Raw genomic sequence first — 15,446 nt, 5'->3', positions numbered from 1 at the left:
TTTAATCTTATTCAATTAAATTGCGATTACTGTACAAAACGGAGATTGGCAGTAGGTTTCCTCCAGATAAGGACTGAAGGTACTGAGCTATTCTCCTATGAAGTATATAGAGTTTACGGAATAATATGAACCTACTATTCCTGACCACATAGCCCGTCTTTTAACAACTAGCGAAATGCGAGGGTTGTTCAAGTTATACCTTCTTCCAATAAACATTGCGGACTCATCCCTGAACACTAGTAGTTAGGTTAATCCATTCAATATGGAGGTAATAAAGTCTTTAACCCTACAAGACCAGGAAAAGCTACTATATTTACAAATACTATAGCTTCACCTGTTCCCCATCAGATTGTTTCTGTGCTTCCTTTACAGCTTTATATAGAGAATACCCAGATGATTCTTCTAATTGCTTACCGAGCTTCTTCTCCTCACTTTTAGACGGCACAATTTCCTTAAAACGAGAGTAGGCTGTCATTAAGTCCTCCCGCTTCAAGCCTTGTTCATATGCTTTTTCCACTTGCTCATAAAAATGAATAACATCTACTATTTCTTCTGTAGTCCAATATTCTGTGTCAATTGGATAAGTATATTTATTTTCCTCACTCATGCTCTCTCTCCTTTTTCATTTACAGTGCTACTTTCGAGAATATTATCCCTGCTTCTTCATGATTCTAACATGGAAGGTGTTTCACTGTCTTTCTCTTCCCTTTTCCTTAAGCTATCCAACCCTCTATCTAGCCAAGTTCCTCCCGATTTGCTATAATTTATTTTTGGTTTAGTACATTTTTGATAATACGATTAAGAGGTGTTGTTCATTGTCTCAACAAGAAACGCCATTGTTTACAGGATTAGTAGAGCACGCTAAGCGTAATCCTGTTCAATTTCATATACCCGGTCACAAAAAAGGCGCTGGAATGGATGAAACCTTCCGCCAATTTATTGGTGAAAATGCCTTATCAATTGATTTAATAAATATAAGCCCCTTAGATGACCTTCACCATCCACATGGAATGATTAAACAGGCCCAATCCCTGGCAGCAACAGCGTTTGGTGCTGATCATACCTACTTCTCCGTACAAGGCACAAGCGGTGCGATTATGGCTATGATTATGGCTGTATGTAAGCCTGGAGATAAGCTTATTGTTCCTAGAAACGTCCATAAATCGGTGACTTCTGCCATCATCTTCTCAGGGGCAACCCCTATCTTTGTCCATCCTGAGCTTGATGAACAATTAGGAATTTCCCATGGAGTCACACCAGAGGCTGTGGCACACGCATTAGAAGCGCATCCCGATGCGAAGGGTGTATTTGTCATTAACCCTACCTATTTTGGCATTACGGCAGACTTAACTAGAATAGTTGAAATAGCTCATCAGTATCATGTACCAGTTTTAGTAGATGAAGCACACGGGGTTCATATACATTTTCACAGTCGCCTGCCCATCTCTGCAATGCAGGCAGGTGCAGATTTAGCAGCTACTAGTGTTCATAAACTTGGTGGATCTATGACACAAAGCTCTGTACTAAATATGCGAGAAGGACTTGTCTCTCCGGAACGAGTGCAATCTATATTATCTATGCTAACGACCACGTCAACCTCCTACATTTTATTAGCATCCTTAGATGTTGCTAGAAAACAGCTAGCGACAAGTGGTTACGAGATGATGGAGAGAACGATTGCGCTAGCAGAACATGCAAGGAGAGCCATTAATGAAATCCCTCCTTTATTTTGTGTAGGAGGAGAAATCGTAGGAAGTAAAGCTACATTCGATTATGACCCAACCAAATTAATCATTTCCGTCAAAGAGCTCGGCATAACCGGATATGACGTGGAGTTATGGCTTAGAGAGACTTATAATATGGAAGTGGAGCTCTCAGATTTATATAACATATTATGTATCATCACGCCTGGTGATTCACGTGAGTCGATTGATATGCTAATTGAGGCTCTTTCTAGCCTAGTAGAAACCATAAAGCCCATTCAAAGGGACGTTGTTCCTCTATCCGTAAAGGTACCTGACATACCGCTTCTAGCTCTTTCACCGAGGGATGCGTTTTATGCTGATACGGAAGCATTGCCCCTAAGAGAGGCGGCAGGTAGGATATCTGCTGAGTTTGTTATGGTCTACCCTCCTGGCATTCCTATCTTTCTACCTGGAGAAATTATTACTAAAGAAAACATTGCCTACATTTATGAAAACCTTGAAGCAGGTCTGCCTGTGCAAGGGCCTGAAGATGAAACATTGGAAATGATCCATGTGATTAAGGAACACAAAGCTTTTCAATAAACTTATCGGTTATGTATATAAAGGCTCGTTACATCTAATGGCTAGGAGTTAAGCGTCCATGAACACAGCGTGTTAACAAAATAAAAAAAAGGCTGATGTCTGCAGACATCAGCTTTTTTTTGGTTTATTCTTCGTCTTGTGAAGGACAAGATGGACATGTGCCGTATAGAGTTGATACCTTTTCATTTTCAAAGTGCTCGATAACCTTCTGGCAGTCCTGGCATACAATCGTACCCATTGAACTTTCAACTCCTTCGCCTTTTAATTAAACGCTTTCAATTTGTTATATCCTTAGTATAATGTGACATACTAATAATTTCAACACCTTTTTTAGTGTGTCACATTATTTTTTTAAACATCCTTTTCAAATGGATGTTCAATAAGTACTCATGTAACAGTTCTCTTTGGCATACATTTATAGTACAAGCTGTAAAGGAGGAACTCGTATGACAGAAAGCGCCTATATTCATCTTGTTCATGAAGGTACTGTTACCGATACGGATATTGATCATATCGCACAACTACTTATCGACTATCAAACCTCCTCACAAAAGACTGGTGAGCAACTCAAGTGGGATTACGTCAATGCCTCCTTCCCTTATGAAGTGGAACATCGGATCCTCCAGGACACACCATATTTATTATTACGCGGAACCAATGAGAAATATGGCTATATTCTTATTGCCGTTATCTCGAAGGATAATAACCTCCCTTTCATACAAATAGCATTACCCCTCGGGAGCACACATGGGGATAAGGGTAAAGCAGTGGAATTTAGTAAGTATATTAACAAGCGAGTCGGTGGGAAATTAATACTGTTTAACAATCGGATTATGTACGCCTATAAAAGAAAATAGAAAAGCAGCCATCGCTAAATGGCTGCTTTATTATTATGGTGTTTTAATTTCATCAGGATTCACAAAGGTGTACCCTTTTTCTCGTAGCCCTTTGACTATGTCATCTAATGCCTTTGCTGTCCATTCTCGGTCATGCATAAGCAAATTAGCACCATTATGTAGCAGATTTGTATTAACCATTATATCCGCAATCGCGTCTTCGGTCATATATTCTTTATTCCAATCGTACCCATACGTCCAGTTCATAAGAAGCATGTTTTCTTGTTCCACAACTTGCTTGGAATAATCCGTGTTAGCACCATGTGGAGCACGGAAAAATTCGGGCCGTTCCCCAATAACCTCTTCAATAAGATTGCTGAGTGGAGTGATTTGTGCTTTTTGCTCCTCTTGACTAACCGTTGTTAAGTTCTGATGATCCATTGTGTGATTTCCAATCGCAAATCCCATATCATGGATTTCCTTTACTATGTTCTTTTCCTCTTCCGTGTTTAAAAAGTGACCATTTACGAAGAAAATTGCTGGTGCATCTAAATCCTTTAACGTTTTTGCCATCTGTAAAGCATGTTTATCTGGCGCGTCATCAATGGTAAGCAGCACAACTTTTTCTTCTGCATCATCTATTGGTTTTACATCCCAGGATTCTGTCAGTTCATATTGTGGTTTAGCAGGAGTAGATTCGGTTGCTGTTTGATCCTCTTCCTTGTCTGCATCTGTTTCCGATTGCTTCTCGTCTTCAGTGTTAGTAGCACTAGTTGTGTTATCCTCTTTAACTGGCTTCTCTTCTTCCTTCTTATCTTTGACTTCCTCTTGTTCTCCTTCTTCAGAAGATGATTCTTTACTCGTTTCTGCACTCTGTTGATTACAAGCAGACACAAATAGCATAATAGCTAATAATGACATCCATATTCCCTTTTTCATGAAAACATTTCCCCCTTAATTGTTAATACTTGGTGTTTACATTACCATTATATTAAAAAGGATAAGTGTCTCCTAATGTTTTTTTTGGATTTTTTTTTTATAAAATAAAAATTAGGTCTTTGGATATGTCATAATAAAGGAACATACATGTTATTAAAGGTGAGGATTATGGTCGAAGCATTAAAGAAACTAAAACTATTTGGAAGCAGAACACTAAAAACAGGTATCTCTGTCTTTGCTACAGCGTTAATATGTTTATTATTTGATTTACCTGTTATATTCGCAGTTGTTACAGCGATTGTCACGATTGAGAATACTGCATCTGATTCCATAAAGAAAGCATTAGTGCGATTTCCGGCTTCAGCAATTGGGGCTTTTTTGGCAGCAACGTTATACGGGCTAATGGGGCAAACAGCGCTTACCTATGCCTTAGCAGCAATGTTAACCATAGCAGTATGTCACAAGCTTAAGCTTGATGACGGTATTATCGTAGCAACTCTGACAGCTGTTGCAATGATACCTGAGTTTAACAGCAATTATTTTGTTTCCTTTTTTATGCGTCTTGGTACTACTTCCATCGGGATTATCGTGTCTTCCCTAGTGAACTTCTTTTTATTGCCTCCTGATTATTCTAAAATGATCTACAATAATGTCAAAAACCTATACCACGAGGCTGCGAATGTCCTAGAAGGATCATTACCAAGATGTATGAATCAAAACGGAAACCATGCTAAACAAATGCAGCGCGCCTATCGTCAGCTCACATTCGAATTAGAGAAAACGTATCAGCTGTCGCAGTTTCAACGAGAAGAATGGAAATACCACCGTCATTCCACAAGAGAAATGAAGGCTTTTAACTTTGCCCAAAAAAAATTAAATACATTGCAGCAAATCGTTTATCATCTAGGCAACCTACAGTATGTGAAATTAGAGGAAAATGCGTTTACTTCAGAAGAAAAAAATTTGATTACAAGTATCATTTCTACAATGGCGGAAATATTAAGAACACCATCCCATGAGATGAGTGATTCTTACTTTCAACAAATAGAAGAGCTTGATAAAGAATTCTGGCATTGGAAGGAAGAACATATCGAAAACCCAACGAAGTATCGACACCACTTCCCTCCGCAGACGATTATCATCTATGAACTACTAAGCTTACATGACGTTATGGAGGAGCTGCGAGATATCTCAAGAGAACGGCACCAGTTAATTCACATTCCTTCTTGAGTTAGTACCAGTACTTCCGTATAATAGTTCAAGTGGTCAATCAACTCGTTTACTGCGGATTATTAAGAAAGGAATGACAAAGAATTCATGAAAAATGTAACAAAAGTATTTTTCCTTTCTCTTTTTGTAGCTGTATTGTTTATCGCTTGGGGAATTATACCAAAAGAAGCTTTACCAGATTATAACTTAAATACAGTAACAACTAAAGTACAAGGATTTCTTGTAGAGAAATTCGGCTGGTTTTATTTATTATCCGCCACCGGATTTCTTGTGTTTGCTATATTTTTGATATTTTCTAAATACGGAAATATCAAGCTGGGAAAGGATGGAGATGAGCCAGAATATCCTTACATCACTTGGTTTGCTATGCTATTTAGTGCCGGGATGGGGATAGGACTTATTTTCTGGGGAGCAGCCGAGCCGCTTGCCCACTTTCATAACCCACCAAATGCGCCTGCTGAAACACCGGCAGCCGCTAGCGAGTCTCTCCGATACAGCTTCTTCCACTGGGGGTTACACCCATGGGGAATATACGCTGTCATTGCACTAGCACTCGCCTATTTTCAGTTTAGAAAAGAATCACCTGGATTAATTAGCTCTATACTAACACCACTATTAGGTGAAAAGAGGACTAGTGGTCCCATTGGTACACTTGTCGATTTCATAGCTGTATTTGCAACTATATTTGGCGTTGCCACTAGTTTAGGATTTGGAGCTAAACAAATCGCCGGTGGTGTTTCTTACCTATTTGAAGGATTGGAGGATACGTTTACCCTTCAAATTATTATTATTCTTATTGTCACATTCCTGTACATGCTTTCTGCTCAAACAGGATTGAATAAAGGTATTAAATACTTAAGTAATACAAATATTGTCCTTGCAATCTTACTCATGCTATTCCTGTTATTCGCAGGACCAACTAACTTTATTATGGATCTGTTTACGACTACATTCGGCAGTTACTTACAGAACCTCCCTTCCATGAGCTTTAAGCTAAGTCCATTCGAACAAAATTCCTGGACACAGGATTGGACCATCTTCTACTGGGCATGGTGGATAGCTTGGGCACCATTTGTAGGTACATTTATTGCCCGTGTTTCCAAAGGTCGTACCGTTCGTGAATTTATTTTAGGAGTATTACTCGTTCCAACCATTTTTGGAGCGCTGTGGTTCTCTGTCTTTGGTGGCACAGCTATGAATTTGGAATTTTTTGATGGTGCAAATTTACAGTCCATTGTAGAAGCAAATGGAAATGAAGTAGCTTTATTCAGTGTGTTAGATCGTGTACCACTTGGTGGAATTATGTCTATTATCGCAATTCTATTGATTAGTACATTCTTTATCACATCAGCTGACTCGGCTACCTTTGTATTAGGAATGCAGACAACAAACGGAGACCTTCACCCTTCTAATCAGGTTAAATTCATTTGGGGAATTGTTCAATCTTCTGCAGCAGCAATCCTTCTTTGGCAAGGTGGCTTAGGTGCTCTGCAAACTGCATCCATTATTGCTGCATTTCCATTTACATTCATAATGATATTAATGGTATTCTCTCTTCTGAAGGCCTTTCAGGAAGAGGCAAAACGGTACCCACTTACAAGACGCAGACCTAAAAAAGAATCGGATTATTAAAGCAAAAAGGATCTCCTTCCAATAATGAAAGAGATCCTTTTTGTTTGTCCTATATCAAACCTCTTCCCTCCATTTTCCCCAGCATATTTAGAAAAACATAGAGAATACCATGTGCCCGCCTGTTATTGCTGTAAAGCTTATAACACTATGAAGTAAAATTTCACTTTTCTTAAAAGAAAATTTGTCTGCTGATTGAAGGATAGCCACCATCCACAACACAACCAACAAAGCTTGAAATAACCAATGATCCTTCTGGGAAATGTGGATTATGATCAAATACACACTCCAAATAATACTTAATATGTTATATAGGAACCAATATTTCATTGCCTCATCCCCACCTAGTATCGGACATGCTTATATAGATGTATATGCCCTCAAATGCTGAAGTATTTTTCATTTAGATAACATTTCGATAACATCGGATATAATTGGGATTTTGTTTGATACAATAAAACAAACAAACTATGTGTAGGCAGGTGAGGGATGTCATGCATAAAGGATGTCTCCTATTAGCATTAGTAAGTATGCTGTGTACCGGTTCCTGTGAGCAGAAGGCCACAGCTGCCATAAATGTATATGAAATGAGTCCAGATGGCTATGAAGTTTTTTTATACACCGAAAAAGGTGATTTAGAATTAGAAGAAGAATATATGGATGCCATTCTAGAGCTAAGAGTATCCAATCCTGATAAATTAAGTGAATTAACACTTCGGAAGATGGACGAAGAAAAGCAATCTTCCTCTCCTACCTCTGTAAGCCATTATCCCACTTTAGTAATCGAGAAAGATGGACAAACAATCGCAACCATGTCTGGAGATAAAACAAAAGAGGATATATATTCATTGCTTCGAAAAACACTTTCCTATAACTAACACAACTTTAGGGAAGGCTAAGTTATAGTCCCGTGTTGAGGCTATGATGATCCTTCAAAAAAAACCTTCTATCCAGAAAGGATAGAAGGTTTTTCTATATCTATTACATTGAATGAATTGGTTTACCTAGAGCAACTTCAGCAGCTTCCATTGTAATCTCACCAAGACTTGGGTGAGCGTGAATGGTTAGCGCTAAGTCTTCTGCAGTAATGCCAGATTCAATAGCAAGACCTACTTCAGCAATCATATCACTAGCATTTGCACCAGCAATTTGACCACCAATTACAAGTCCATCCTCTTTACGAGTGATTAGTTTCAGGAACCCGCTGTTCTCGTTTAGAGAAAGTGCACGTCCATTGGCTGCAAATGGGAATTTAGCAGCTTTCACATCGTATCCAGCTTCTTTAGCTTCTGCTTCAGTGTACCCTACTGTTGCCAATTCTGGCTCAGAGAATACAACGGCAGGAATGCCATGGTAATCAATTTCTGCAGCATGACCACTAATAGCCTCAGCTGCTACTTTACCTTCATAGGATGCTTTATGGGCAAGTGGAGGACCTGGAACAATGTCACCAATAGCATAGATATTATCCACGTTTGTACGACATTGTTTATCGATTTGGATAAGGCCTTTGTCATCCATTTCAATACCAACCTGCTCCAGACCTATTTCGTCTGTGTTTGGCTTACGGCCTACTGTTACTAGCACGTAGTCTGTATCAATAGTATGCGTTTCACCATTTGCTTCATACGTTACTGTAGCACCGTTTTCGGTTTCTTCTACACCTTGTGCCATTGCTTTAGTTACTACGTTAACGTTTTTCTTCTTAAGGTTTTTCTTCACTAGCTGACGCATTTGCTTTTCAAAGCCTAAAAGAATATCCTCTTGACCTTCTAGGATAGTAACCTCTGTGCCGAAGTTAGCGTATGCAGTACCAAGCTCTGTACCAATGTAACCACCGCCAATTACAACCATTTTCTCTGGAATCTCGCTCAGGTTAAGAGCGCCAGTAGAATTAATAACACGGTCAGTGTACTTAAAGTTCGGCAGTTCGATTGGACGAGACCCAGTCGCAATAATACAGTTTTTGAACGTATAAGTCTGAGAGTTCTTTTCGTCCATAATACGTACAGTGTTCTTGTCAACGAAGTATACTTCACCTTTAATGATGTCTACTTTGTTTCCTTTAAGAAGCCCTTCAACACCACTTGTAAGCTTTTCAACTACTTGACCTTTCCACTGTTGTACTTTAGAGAAATCAACAGAAACATTTTCTACTTGAATTCCCATTTCATCTGCACCATGTGCATGTTCATAGCGATGCCCAGCTTGAATTAATGCTTTAGATGGGATACAACCAACATTTAAGCATACTCCGCCTAGAGCGCCTTTGTCCGCAATTGCAACTGTTTGACCTTCTTGTGCGGCACGGATGGCGGCAACATAGCCGCCAGGTCCTGCGCCAACCACAAGTGTGTCTAATTCGATTGGGAAATCTCCTACTACCATAGATTACGCCTCCATCATAATTAGTTGTGGATCGTTTAGTAAACGTTTCACTTGGTTCATTGCATGTTGAGCTGTTGCACCGTCAATAATACGGTGGTCAAAGCTTAGAGATAATGCAAGAACTGGTGCTACTACTACTTCACCATCTTTAACAACTGGCTTCTCTGCGATTCGACCAATTCCTAGGATAGCAACTTCTGGGTGGTTAATTACTGGTGTGAACCATTGTCCACCTGCTGAGCCGATGTTAGTAATTGTGCAAGAAGCACCTTTCATCTCCTCAGATGTTAGTTTACCATCACGAGCTTTCCCTGCCAATTCATTGATTTCACTTGAGATATCAAAGATGGACTTACGGTCTGCATCTTTCACTACTGGTACAACAAGACCTTTTTCAGTGTCAGCTGCGATACCAATGTTGTAATAATGCTTATGAACAATCTCTTGGCTTTCATCGTCAAGAGAAGCGTTCAAGATAGGGTATTTCTTCAGTGTTGATACAAGTGCGCGAACTACGTATGGTAGATAAGTCAGCTTGATATCCTGATCTGCTGCCGCTTGCTTGAATTTCTTACGGTGAGCAACTAATTCTGATACATCTACCTCGTCCATAAGCGTAACGTGAGGAGCTGTCTGCTTAGAGTTAGACATTGCTTTAGCAATAGCTTTACGCATACCGCTCATTTTCTCACGAGTCTCTGGATATTGACCTTGAGGTGCAGCTTCTTGTTGAGCTGGTGCGTCCTCTTTAGCAGAAGCTTCGTCAGCTGTTGCTTCAGCAGTATCCGCAGCCTGACCACCATTCATATAAGCTTCAATATCTTCTTTTAGAACACGGCCATTTTTACCAGAGCCTGTAACTTTATTAATATTTACATCATTTTCACGAGCAAATTTACGAACAGATGGCATTGCGATTACGCGCTTGTCTGCATCCTCATCATCTGTTTGCTCTGTTTCTTGTTGAGCAGCTGGAGCTTCTTCCTTGCTCTCCTCCTGTTTGGCATCTTCCTGCTTCTCTTCTTTAGAAGAATCATCAGAAGATGCTTCGCTATCATTACTTTCGTAGCCAGGTGCATCAAATGTAATAATAACAGTACCAACAGTGGTTACTTCCCCTTCGCTTACATGGACCTGCTTAACAGTACCCTCAACTGGAGAAGGAATTTCAACTACTGCTTTATCGTTTTGGACTTCGCAAAGAACGTCGTCTTCTTTTACCTCGTCGCCATCCTTCACAAACCATTTTGCAATTTCACCTTCATGGATACCTTCACCGATATCCGGTAGCTTGAATTCGTATGCCACTACGATTACCTCCTATCGTGGGTTGAATTAAAAGTTAACTACTTGATTTACTTTTTCGATAATGCTGTTGTGGTTTGGTAACCATACTTCTTCGGCTTGAGAAAACGCATAAACTGTGTCAGGAGCAGTTACACGAAGAACAGGCGCTTCTAAGTGCAGGATAGAACGCTCTTGAATTTCAGCTGCAACAGAAGCAGCTACACCAGCTTGCTTTTGTGCTTCCTGAATCACGACAGCACGATTGGTTTTCTCAACAGATTGGATAATTGTCTCATAATCTACAGGGCTAACCGTACGTAGGTCAATTACTTCAGCTTGAACACCATCTTTTTCTAATTCATCTGCTGCTTTAAGAGCAGAGTGAACCATAGCACCGTATGCTACTAGCGTAACATCGTTACCTTCACGTACTACATTTGCCTTGTCTAGCGGTACTGTGTACTCCTCTTCTGGAACTTCGCCACGGAAAGAACGGTACAGCTTCATGTGCTCTAGAAATACAACAGGGTCATTGCTTCGAATAGAAGAAATCAACAATCCCTTTGCATCGTATGGTGTAGATGGAATAACAACACGTAAGCCTGGCTGCTGAGCCATTAGTCCTTCTAATGAGTCTGCGTGTAGCTCAGGTGTATGAACTCCTCCGCCAAATGGAGAACGAATGGTTACAGGCATTTGATAATGTCCACCAGAACGGTAACGGTAACGAGCCATTTGACCGCTGATTGCATCCATAGTCTCATAAACGAAGCCGAAGAATTGAATCTCAGGTACAGGACGGAATCCTTGCAGAGATAATCCGACAGACATACCGCCGATACCAGATTCAGCAAGTGGCGTATCGAATACACGATCTTCGCCAAACTCATCTTGTAAACCTTCTGTCGCACGGAATACACCGCCGTTTTGACCAACGTCTTCTCCGAAGATCAGAACATTTTCATCATTTTTAAGCTCTGTGCGCATTGCATCAGTAATCGCTTGAATCATTGTCATTTGTGCCATGATTTACTTCGACTCCTTTGCTTCGTATTCTTCCATTTGCTTTTGAAGGTTTGGTGGAAGTTCCTCATGCATGATAGAAATAAGGTCTGTAACCTTTTGCTTAGGCTGCTCGTCGGCTTTCTTAATAGCAGCTTTAATTTCTTCTTTTGCATTTTCAATTACTTCATTTTCTTTATCTTCAGACCATAGGTCTTTGCTTTCTAAATATTTACGGAAACGAACAAGCGGGTCTTTCTTTTCCCATTCGTTCTCGTCCTCTTCTGTACGGTAACGAGTTGGGTCATCGCCTGCCATTGTGTGTGGTCCATAACGGTAAGTAAGTGTTTCAATTAATGTCGGTCCTTCGCCATTAATCGCTCGCTCACGAGCATCCTGTGTTGCTTTATACACTGCAAGAACGTCCATACCGTCAACTTGTAGGCCGTCAATACCAGCTGCTACTGCTTTTTGAGCAATAGTCTGTGCTTTCGACTGCTTTTCAACTGGAACGGAGATTGCATAACGGTTATTCTGCACGAAGAAAATTGCAGGAGCATTGAAAGCGCCAGCAAAGTTAATTCCTTCATAGAAATCACCCTGTGAAGCACCGCCATCACCTGTATAAGTTACAGCAACGTTTTTCTTACCACGCTTCTTCATACCTAGTGCAACACCAGCAGTTTGAGTGATCTGAGCACCGATAATGATTTGTGGGCTTACTGCATTCACTTCACCCATTTGGTTTCCATGGTAATGACCACGGGAGAATAGGAATGCTTGATATAGAGGTAAGCCGTGGAAGATTAATTGAGGTACGTCACGATACCCTGGAAGTAAGAAATCTTCCTTTTCCATTGCAAATTGGCTTCCTAATTGAGAAGCTTCTTGTCCTGCTGTAGGAGCATAGAATCCTAATCGACCTTGACGATTTAGCGCAATAGAACGCTGGTCAAGAATACGAGTATAAACCATGCGGCGCATTAATTCCTGAAGATCTTCATCAGATAGGTCTGGCATCGCATTTTCATTAACGATTTCGCCGTCTTCATTTAAGATTTGAAACGTTTCAAACTGATTTTCAACTTGTTCAATAGTTCGTTTCAAGTTCTTCACCTCTTCCTTTCTACCATTCAAAATTAAAATAACCTTTATTAGCATTTCCCAAAAGCTAAAAAAATGTGTACCTAATTTGCTCTGAATGCCTACACCCTCGTTTAAAGGTATATGTTATTGGGAAAATACAAAGGGTTAGTAACTGTATTATAATTTTAGCAAAACGAATTGGTACAACCATCAATCAATTAGTAGTTTAGCTTATACAGTGTTTGTTAGTCAAACACTTTGTTCATACTAAGAAAATTATCATAGCACGCTTTCAATCATATCACTATTTACCATATTTTTAAATCTGTATTAGTTCTATTTTAAATCTGTAATAATATAACTATTAGAAAAATATTCCCCATTTCTTTTACTTCCCTATTTCCATATAAAAAAACTGCCACTATGGGCAGTTTTATGAATTATCATCTTTGCTTTCTTCTTGCTCTTCGGCATCACTATCGGAGGAGCCATTCTCTTGGCTTCCGTCAGTCGTTTTTTCTTCCTTATTCTTATCTTCCTCAGAGGAACTATTTTGCTTTTCTGAACTTTCCTCATCATATTGTACTTCTAGCTCCGTTGCATCATAAAATTCGCGCTTTAAAGTATTATATTCCTTCGTGTACTTATTAAAAGCTTCATTCGCTTTCATCACTTTATCATAGCTCTGATTAATCTTCTCAATTTGCTCTTCGAGTTTTTCTTTCTTTAATTCTTTATCCTGCAGCATTTCATACAATTTCTTATCCTCTTTTAAAGAGGCACTGTAGGCATCGTATAAATCTTGATAAGCCTTATAGCGATCATTAAAGGCGTTAGCCATCTTATTTGCTTTCTCTTGTGCTTCTTCCTTTTCTAGATCTTCAATTAATGGTTTTACATTCTCAAATTCTTTCTGTGCTGCATCGATACTTTCTTTTTCTACTTCTAATTTTTCTTTTCTTTGCTCGATAATATCTAAAGCTTCATTTGAATGTTTCTTGATCTTATCCATTTCATCCATACCAAGATCAATGATTTTGTTATATAGTTCTTTTTCTTCCTGCTCCAATCTCACTAGAGGGTCTTGCTGGTCTCTAAACGCATCCTCTAATGTGACCGCTTCTTCTAAATGATTGTAGATTTTTTCCTCTGTCGATTCGCCGCCAGTGCAGCCTGCTACTATTAACCCGACAGATAATAATACAAAAGCCATTTTCCCTAAGCGCAATTTTGATGTCCTCCTTAAGCCTATATGCTGTTCTTATAAATTAAGAAGCTTTTTTGTTGCTTCTAGTATATGAACAATATGAAAAATCTTGTCCATATTATCATAAAATGTAAGAAAAGCAATCTTACTATACATCATACCATTTACAGATACCATTCATCATGTATTTTCTTCATACTATTTCCATAAAAATAGTAAAAGATATGTTTCGTTCCCTTATTCTTAAGGTTTGTGGTAAACTTGAGATTATGAATTCGAAAGAAAAGGATGTGACTGTGATGATTACGATGGACGATGTAGTTCGTGAAGGGAATCCAATACTGCGTGAAGTCGCCGATGAAGTATCCCTCCCCCCTTCTGAGGATGAACGAGCTACTCTAGAAGACATGCTGCAATTTCTTAAAAACAGTCAAGATGATGAGCTTGCTGAACAATATAACCTCAGACCTGGAGTAGGACTTGCGGCTCCTCAAATTAATATATCAAAAAGAATGTTGGCTGTTCATTTTGTTGACTTCAACAACAAGCAATACAGCTATGGCCTAATTAATCCTAAAATCGTTAGCCACTCTGTTGAAAAAACATATTTAAGCTCAGGAGAAGGCTGTCTTTCTGTTGATCGCGATGTACCAGGATATGTTCCTAGATATGCTCGCATCACTGTTAAGGGTACAGATCTTGAAGGGAACGATGTAAAGCTTCGCCTACGCGGTTTTGCAAGTATCGTTTTCCAACATGAAATTGACCATCTAAATGGTATTATGTTTTATGACCATATTGATAAAGAAAATCCATTTAAGGAACCAGAAAACGCATCTCCAGCTGATCAATAAAAAAACTCCTGGCCTCTCNGGGTCATCTTTTTTAAGTTCCACTGATAACGATAATTGTTGTAGTAGATCATATAACTTCTGATTTCCTTTTTCAGATCTTCTAAAGTTTCGCATGGTTTAATCAACGTTTCATCTTTAAAGTGGCCAAAGAAAGACTCTTGAGGTGCATTATCCCAACAGTTTCCTCTTCTAGACATGGATTGACCTAATTTATATTTCTTCACAAGCTTCTGAAAGCGGGGGTTTGTATAATGAAACCCTTGATCTGAGTGTATAAAAGCTTCTTCATTTAGTTTGATTCTTCTATTCTTCTTAAGTTTTAATAACGTATTTGTCGCGAGGTCTAGAGTGATTTTATCAGAAACATGATAGGCTAATATCTCATTTGTTGAAGCATCCTTTATGGTTGATAAATAGGCTTTCTTACCTTTGCCATAAAATAGATAAGTGATATCAGTAAGTAACACTTTTCCTGGAACACCTTGTTTGAATTGGCGTTTTAGTTTGTTGGGTAAAACCGTATGCTCTTTCGTAGCTTGGGCCATTCTGCGATATGGATTAGCTTTTCTTACTGGACATACAATGTTGTACTTTTTCATCACACGTCTAATTCTCTTTAAGTTATAATTCGTGTTGAATTGCCCTTTTAAAGTCATCTTTATTTGTCGAGCACCTTTCTTACGTTTCTTGAAATGAAAGG

At 39.2% G+C, this 15,446-nt stretch carries 15 protein-coding genes; 6 read left to right on the top strand and 9 right to left on the bottom strand.

Annotated features, from left to right (window positions below):
* Window positions 1–322: 322 nt before the first annotated feature.
* Window positions 323–607, bottom strand: a complete 285-nt coding sequence (locus ACFFGV_RS10390; RefSeq protein WP_377347484.1) for a UPF0223 family protein — start codon at window positions 605–607, stop codon at window positions 323–325.
* A gap of 208 nt (window positions 608–815) precedes the next feature.
* Here ACFFGV_RS10390 and ACFFGV_RS10385 point away from each other — a divergent pair, with 208 nt between their 5' ends.
* The gene (locus ACFFGV_RS10385; protein ID WP_377347482.1) at window positions 816–2,288 is read left to right on the top strand and encodes an aminotransferase class I/II-fold pyridoxal phosphate-dependent enzyme; all 1,473 of its coding nucleotides are present in this window, start codon (window positions 816–818) and stop codon (window positions 2,286–2,288) included.
* A 124-nt stretch (window positions 2,289–2,412) separates the two neighbouring features.
* Here ACFFGV_RS10385 and ACFFGV_RS10380 read toward each other — a convergent pair whose 3' ends face one another.
* Window positions 2,413–2,526, bottom strand: coding sequence for a GapA-binding peptide SR1P (locus ACFFGV_RS10380; RefSeq protein WP_377347480.1), 114 nt, complete (start codon window positions 2,524–2,526; stop codon window positions 2,413–2,415).
* Window positions 2,527–2,734: 208 nt separating this feature from the next.
* Between ACFFGV_RS10380 and ACFFGV_RS10375 the strand changes: the two genes are divergently transcribed.
* The gene (locus ACFFGV_RS10375; protein ID WP_377347477.1) at window positions 2,735–3,145 is read left to right on the top strand and encodes a DUF1885 family protein; all 411 of its coding nucleotides are present in this window, start codon (window positions 2,735–2,737) and stop codon (window positions 3,143–3,145) included.
* Window positions 3,146–3,178: 33 nt separating this feature from the next.
* Here ACFFGV_RS10375 and ACFFGV_RS10370 read toward each other — a convergent pair whose 3' ends face one another.
* Window positions 3,179–4,063: a polysaccharide deacetylase family protein gene (locus ACFFGV_RS10370; protein ID WP_377347475.1), complete on the bottom strand. Its 885-nt coding sequence runs from the start codon at window positions 4,061–4,063 to the stop codon at window positions 3,179–3,181.
* 168 nt (window positions 4,064–4,231) lie between these two features.
* On the opposite strand from ACFFGV_RS10370, the gene ACFFGV_RS10365 reads away from it, so the two are divergent.
* From ACFFGV_RS10365 to ACFFGV_RS10355, 3 genes are all read left to right on the top strand, one after another.
* Window positions 4,232–5,293 carry an FUSC family protein gene (locus ACFFGV_RS10365; protein WP_377347473.1) on the top strand — a complete coding sequence of 354 codons (1,062 nt, stop codon included), beginning with the start codon at window positions 4,232–4,234 and terminating at the stop codon, window positions 5,291–5,293.
* Window positions 5,294–5,380: 87 nt separating this feature from the next.
* Window positions 5,381–6,925 (top strand): glycine betaine uptake BCCT transporter, encoded by a 1,545-nt coding sequence (locus ACFFGV_RS10360; RefSeq protein ID WP_377347470.1) that lies wholly within the window; start codon window positions 5,381–5,383, stop codon window positions 6,923–6,925.
* A 491-nt stretch (window positions 6,926–7,416) separates the two neighbouring features.
* Window positions 7,417–7,800, top strand: coding sequence for a thioredoxin domain-containing protein (locus ACFFGV_RS10355; RefSeq protein WP_377347468.1), 384 nt, complete (start codon window positions 7,417–7,419; stop codon window positions 7,798–7,800).
* Window positions 7,801–7,903: 103 nt separating this feature from the next.
* Here the strand turns inward: ACFFGV_RS10355 and lpdA are convergent, their stop codons facing one another.
* The 5 genes from lpdA to ACFFGV_RS10330 all read right to left on the bottom strand — a co-directional run bounded on the left by lpdA (window position 7,904) and on the right by ACFFGV_RS10330 (window position 13,913).
* A complete protein-coding gene (lpdA, locus tag ACFFGV_RS10350) occupies window positions 7,904–9,310 on the bottom strand; it encodes a dihydrolipoyl dehydrogenase (RefSeq protein ID WP_377347466.1) in 1,407 nt (468 codons plus the stop codon).
* A 3-nt stretch (window positions 9,311–9,313) separates the two neighbouring features.
* Window positions 9,314–10,618, bottom strand: coding sequence for a dihydrolipoamide acetyltransferase family protein (locus tag ACFFGV_RS10345; protein ID WP_377347464.1), 1,305 nt, complete (start codon window positions 10,616–10,618; stop codon window positions 9,314–9,316).
* A 27-nt stretch (window positions 10,619–10,645) separates the two neighbouring features.
* Window positions 10,646–11,623 (bottom strand): alpha-ketoacid dehydrogenase subunit beta, encoded by a 978-nt coding sequence (locus ACFFGV_RS10340; protein WP_377347462.1) that lies wholly within the window; start codon window positions 11,621–11,623, stop codon window positions 10,646–10,648.
* A gap of 3 nt (window positions 11,624–11,626) precedes the next feature.
* Complete coding sequence (gene pdhA, locus ACFFGV_RS10335) at window positions 11,627–12,706, bottom strand: pyruvate dehydrogenase (acetyl-transferring) E1 component subunit alpha (RefSeq protein ID WP_377347460.1); 1,080 nt, start codon at window positions 12,704–12,706, stop codon at window positions 11,627–11,629.
* A gap of 412 nt (window positions 12,707–13,118) precedes the next feature.
* Window positions 13,119–13,913, bottom strand: coding sequence for a YkyA family protein (locus tag ACFFGV_RS10330; protein ID WP_377347458.1), 795 nt, complete (start codon window positions 13,911–13,913; stop codon window positions 13,119–13,121).
* A gap of 278 nt (window positions 13,914–14,191) precedes the next feature.
* Between ACFFGV_RS10330 and def the strand changes: the two genes are divergently transcribed.
* Window positions 14,192–14,746 carry a peptide deformylase gene (gene def / locus ACFFGV_RS10325; RefSeq protein WP_377347455.1) on the top strand — a complete coding sequence of 185 codons (555 nt, stop codon included), beginning with the start codon at window positions 14,192–14,194 and terminating at the stop codon, window positions 14,744–14,746.
* Here the strand turns inward: def and ACFFGV_RS10320 are convergent.
* The coding region (locus tag ACFFGV_RS10320; protein WP_377347453.1) for an IS3 family transposase at window positions 14,740–15,446 on the bottom strand (707 nt) is incomplete at its 5' end. The two genes, def and ACFFGV_RS10320, sit on opposite strands and share 7 nt — an antisense overlap.

This window comes from Pontibacillus salicampi (assembly GCF_042434395.1).
GTDB classification, from domain to species: Bacteria; Bacillota; Bacilli; order Bacillales; family BH030062; genus Pontibacillus; species Pontibacillus salicampi.
This window is presented reverse-complemented; position numbering and strand designations above follow the sequence as displayed.

What these genes read in the sequence shown, in the direction of transcription:
- lpdA (WP_377347466.1), bottom strand. Translation starts at nt 9,310, where the DNA reads ATGGTAGTAGGAGATTTCCCAATCGAATTAGACACACTTGTGGTTGGC.
- ACFFGV_RS10340 (WP_377347462.1), bottom strand. Translation starts at nt 11,623, where the DNA reads ATGGCACAAATGACAATGATTCAAGCGATTACTGATGCAATGCGCACA.
- ACFFGV_RS10390 (WP_377347484.1), bottom strand. Translation starts at nt 607, where the DNA reads ATGAGTGAGGAAAATAAATATACTTATCCAATTGACACAGAATATTGG.
- ACFFGV_RS10365 (WP_377347473.1), top strand. Translation starts at nt 4,232, where the DNA reads ATGGTCGAAGCATTAAAGAAACTAAAACTATTTGGAAGCAGAACACTA.
- ACFFGV_RS10375 (WP_377347477.1), top strand. Translation starts at nt 2,735, where the DNA reads ATGACAGAAAGCGCCTATATTCATCTTGTTCATGAAGGTACTGTTACC.
- def (WP_377347455.1), top strand. Translation starts at nt 14,192, where the DNA reads ATGATTACGATGGACGATGTAGTTCGTGAAGGGAATCCAATACTGCGT.
- ACFFGV_RS10360 (WP_377347470.1), top strand. Translation starts at nt 5,381, where the DNA reads ATGAAAAATGTAACAAAAGTATTTTTCCTTTCTCTTTTTGTAGCTGTA.
- ACFFGV_RS10355 (WP_377347468.1), top strand. Translation starts at nt 7,417, where the DNA reads ATGCATAAAGGATGTCTCCTATTAGCATTAGTAAGTATGCTGTGTACC.
- ACFFGV_RS10370 (WP_377347475.1), bottom strand. Translation starts at nt 4,063, where the DNA reads ATGAAAAAGGGAATATGGATGTCATTATTAGCTATTATGCTATTTGTG.
- ACFFGV_RS10380 (WP_377347480.1), bottom strand. Translation starts at nt 2,526, where the DNA reads ATGGGTACGATTGTATGCCAGGACTGCCAGAAGGTTATCGAGCACTTT.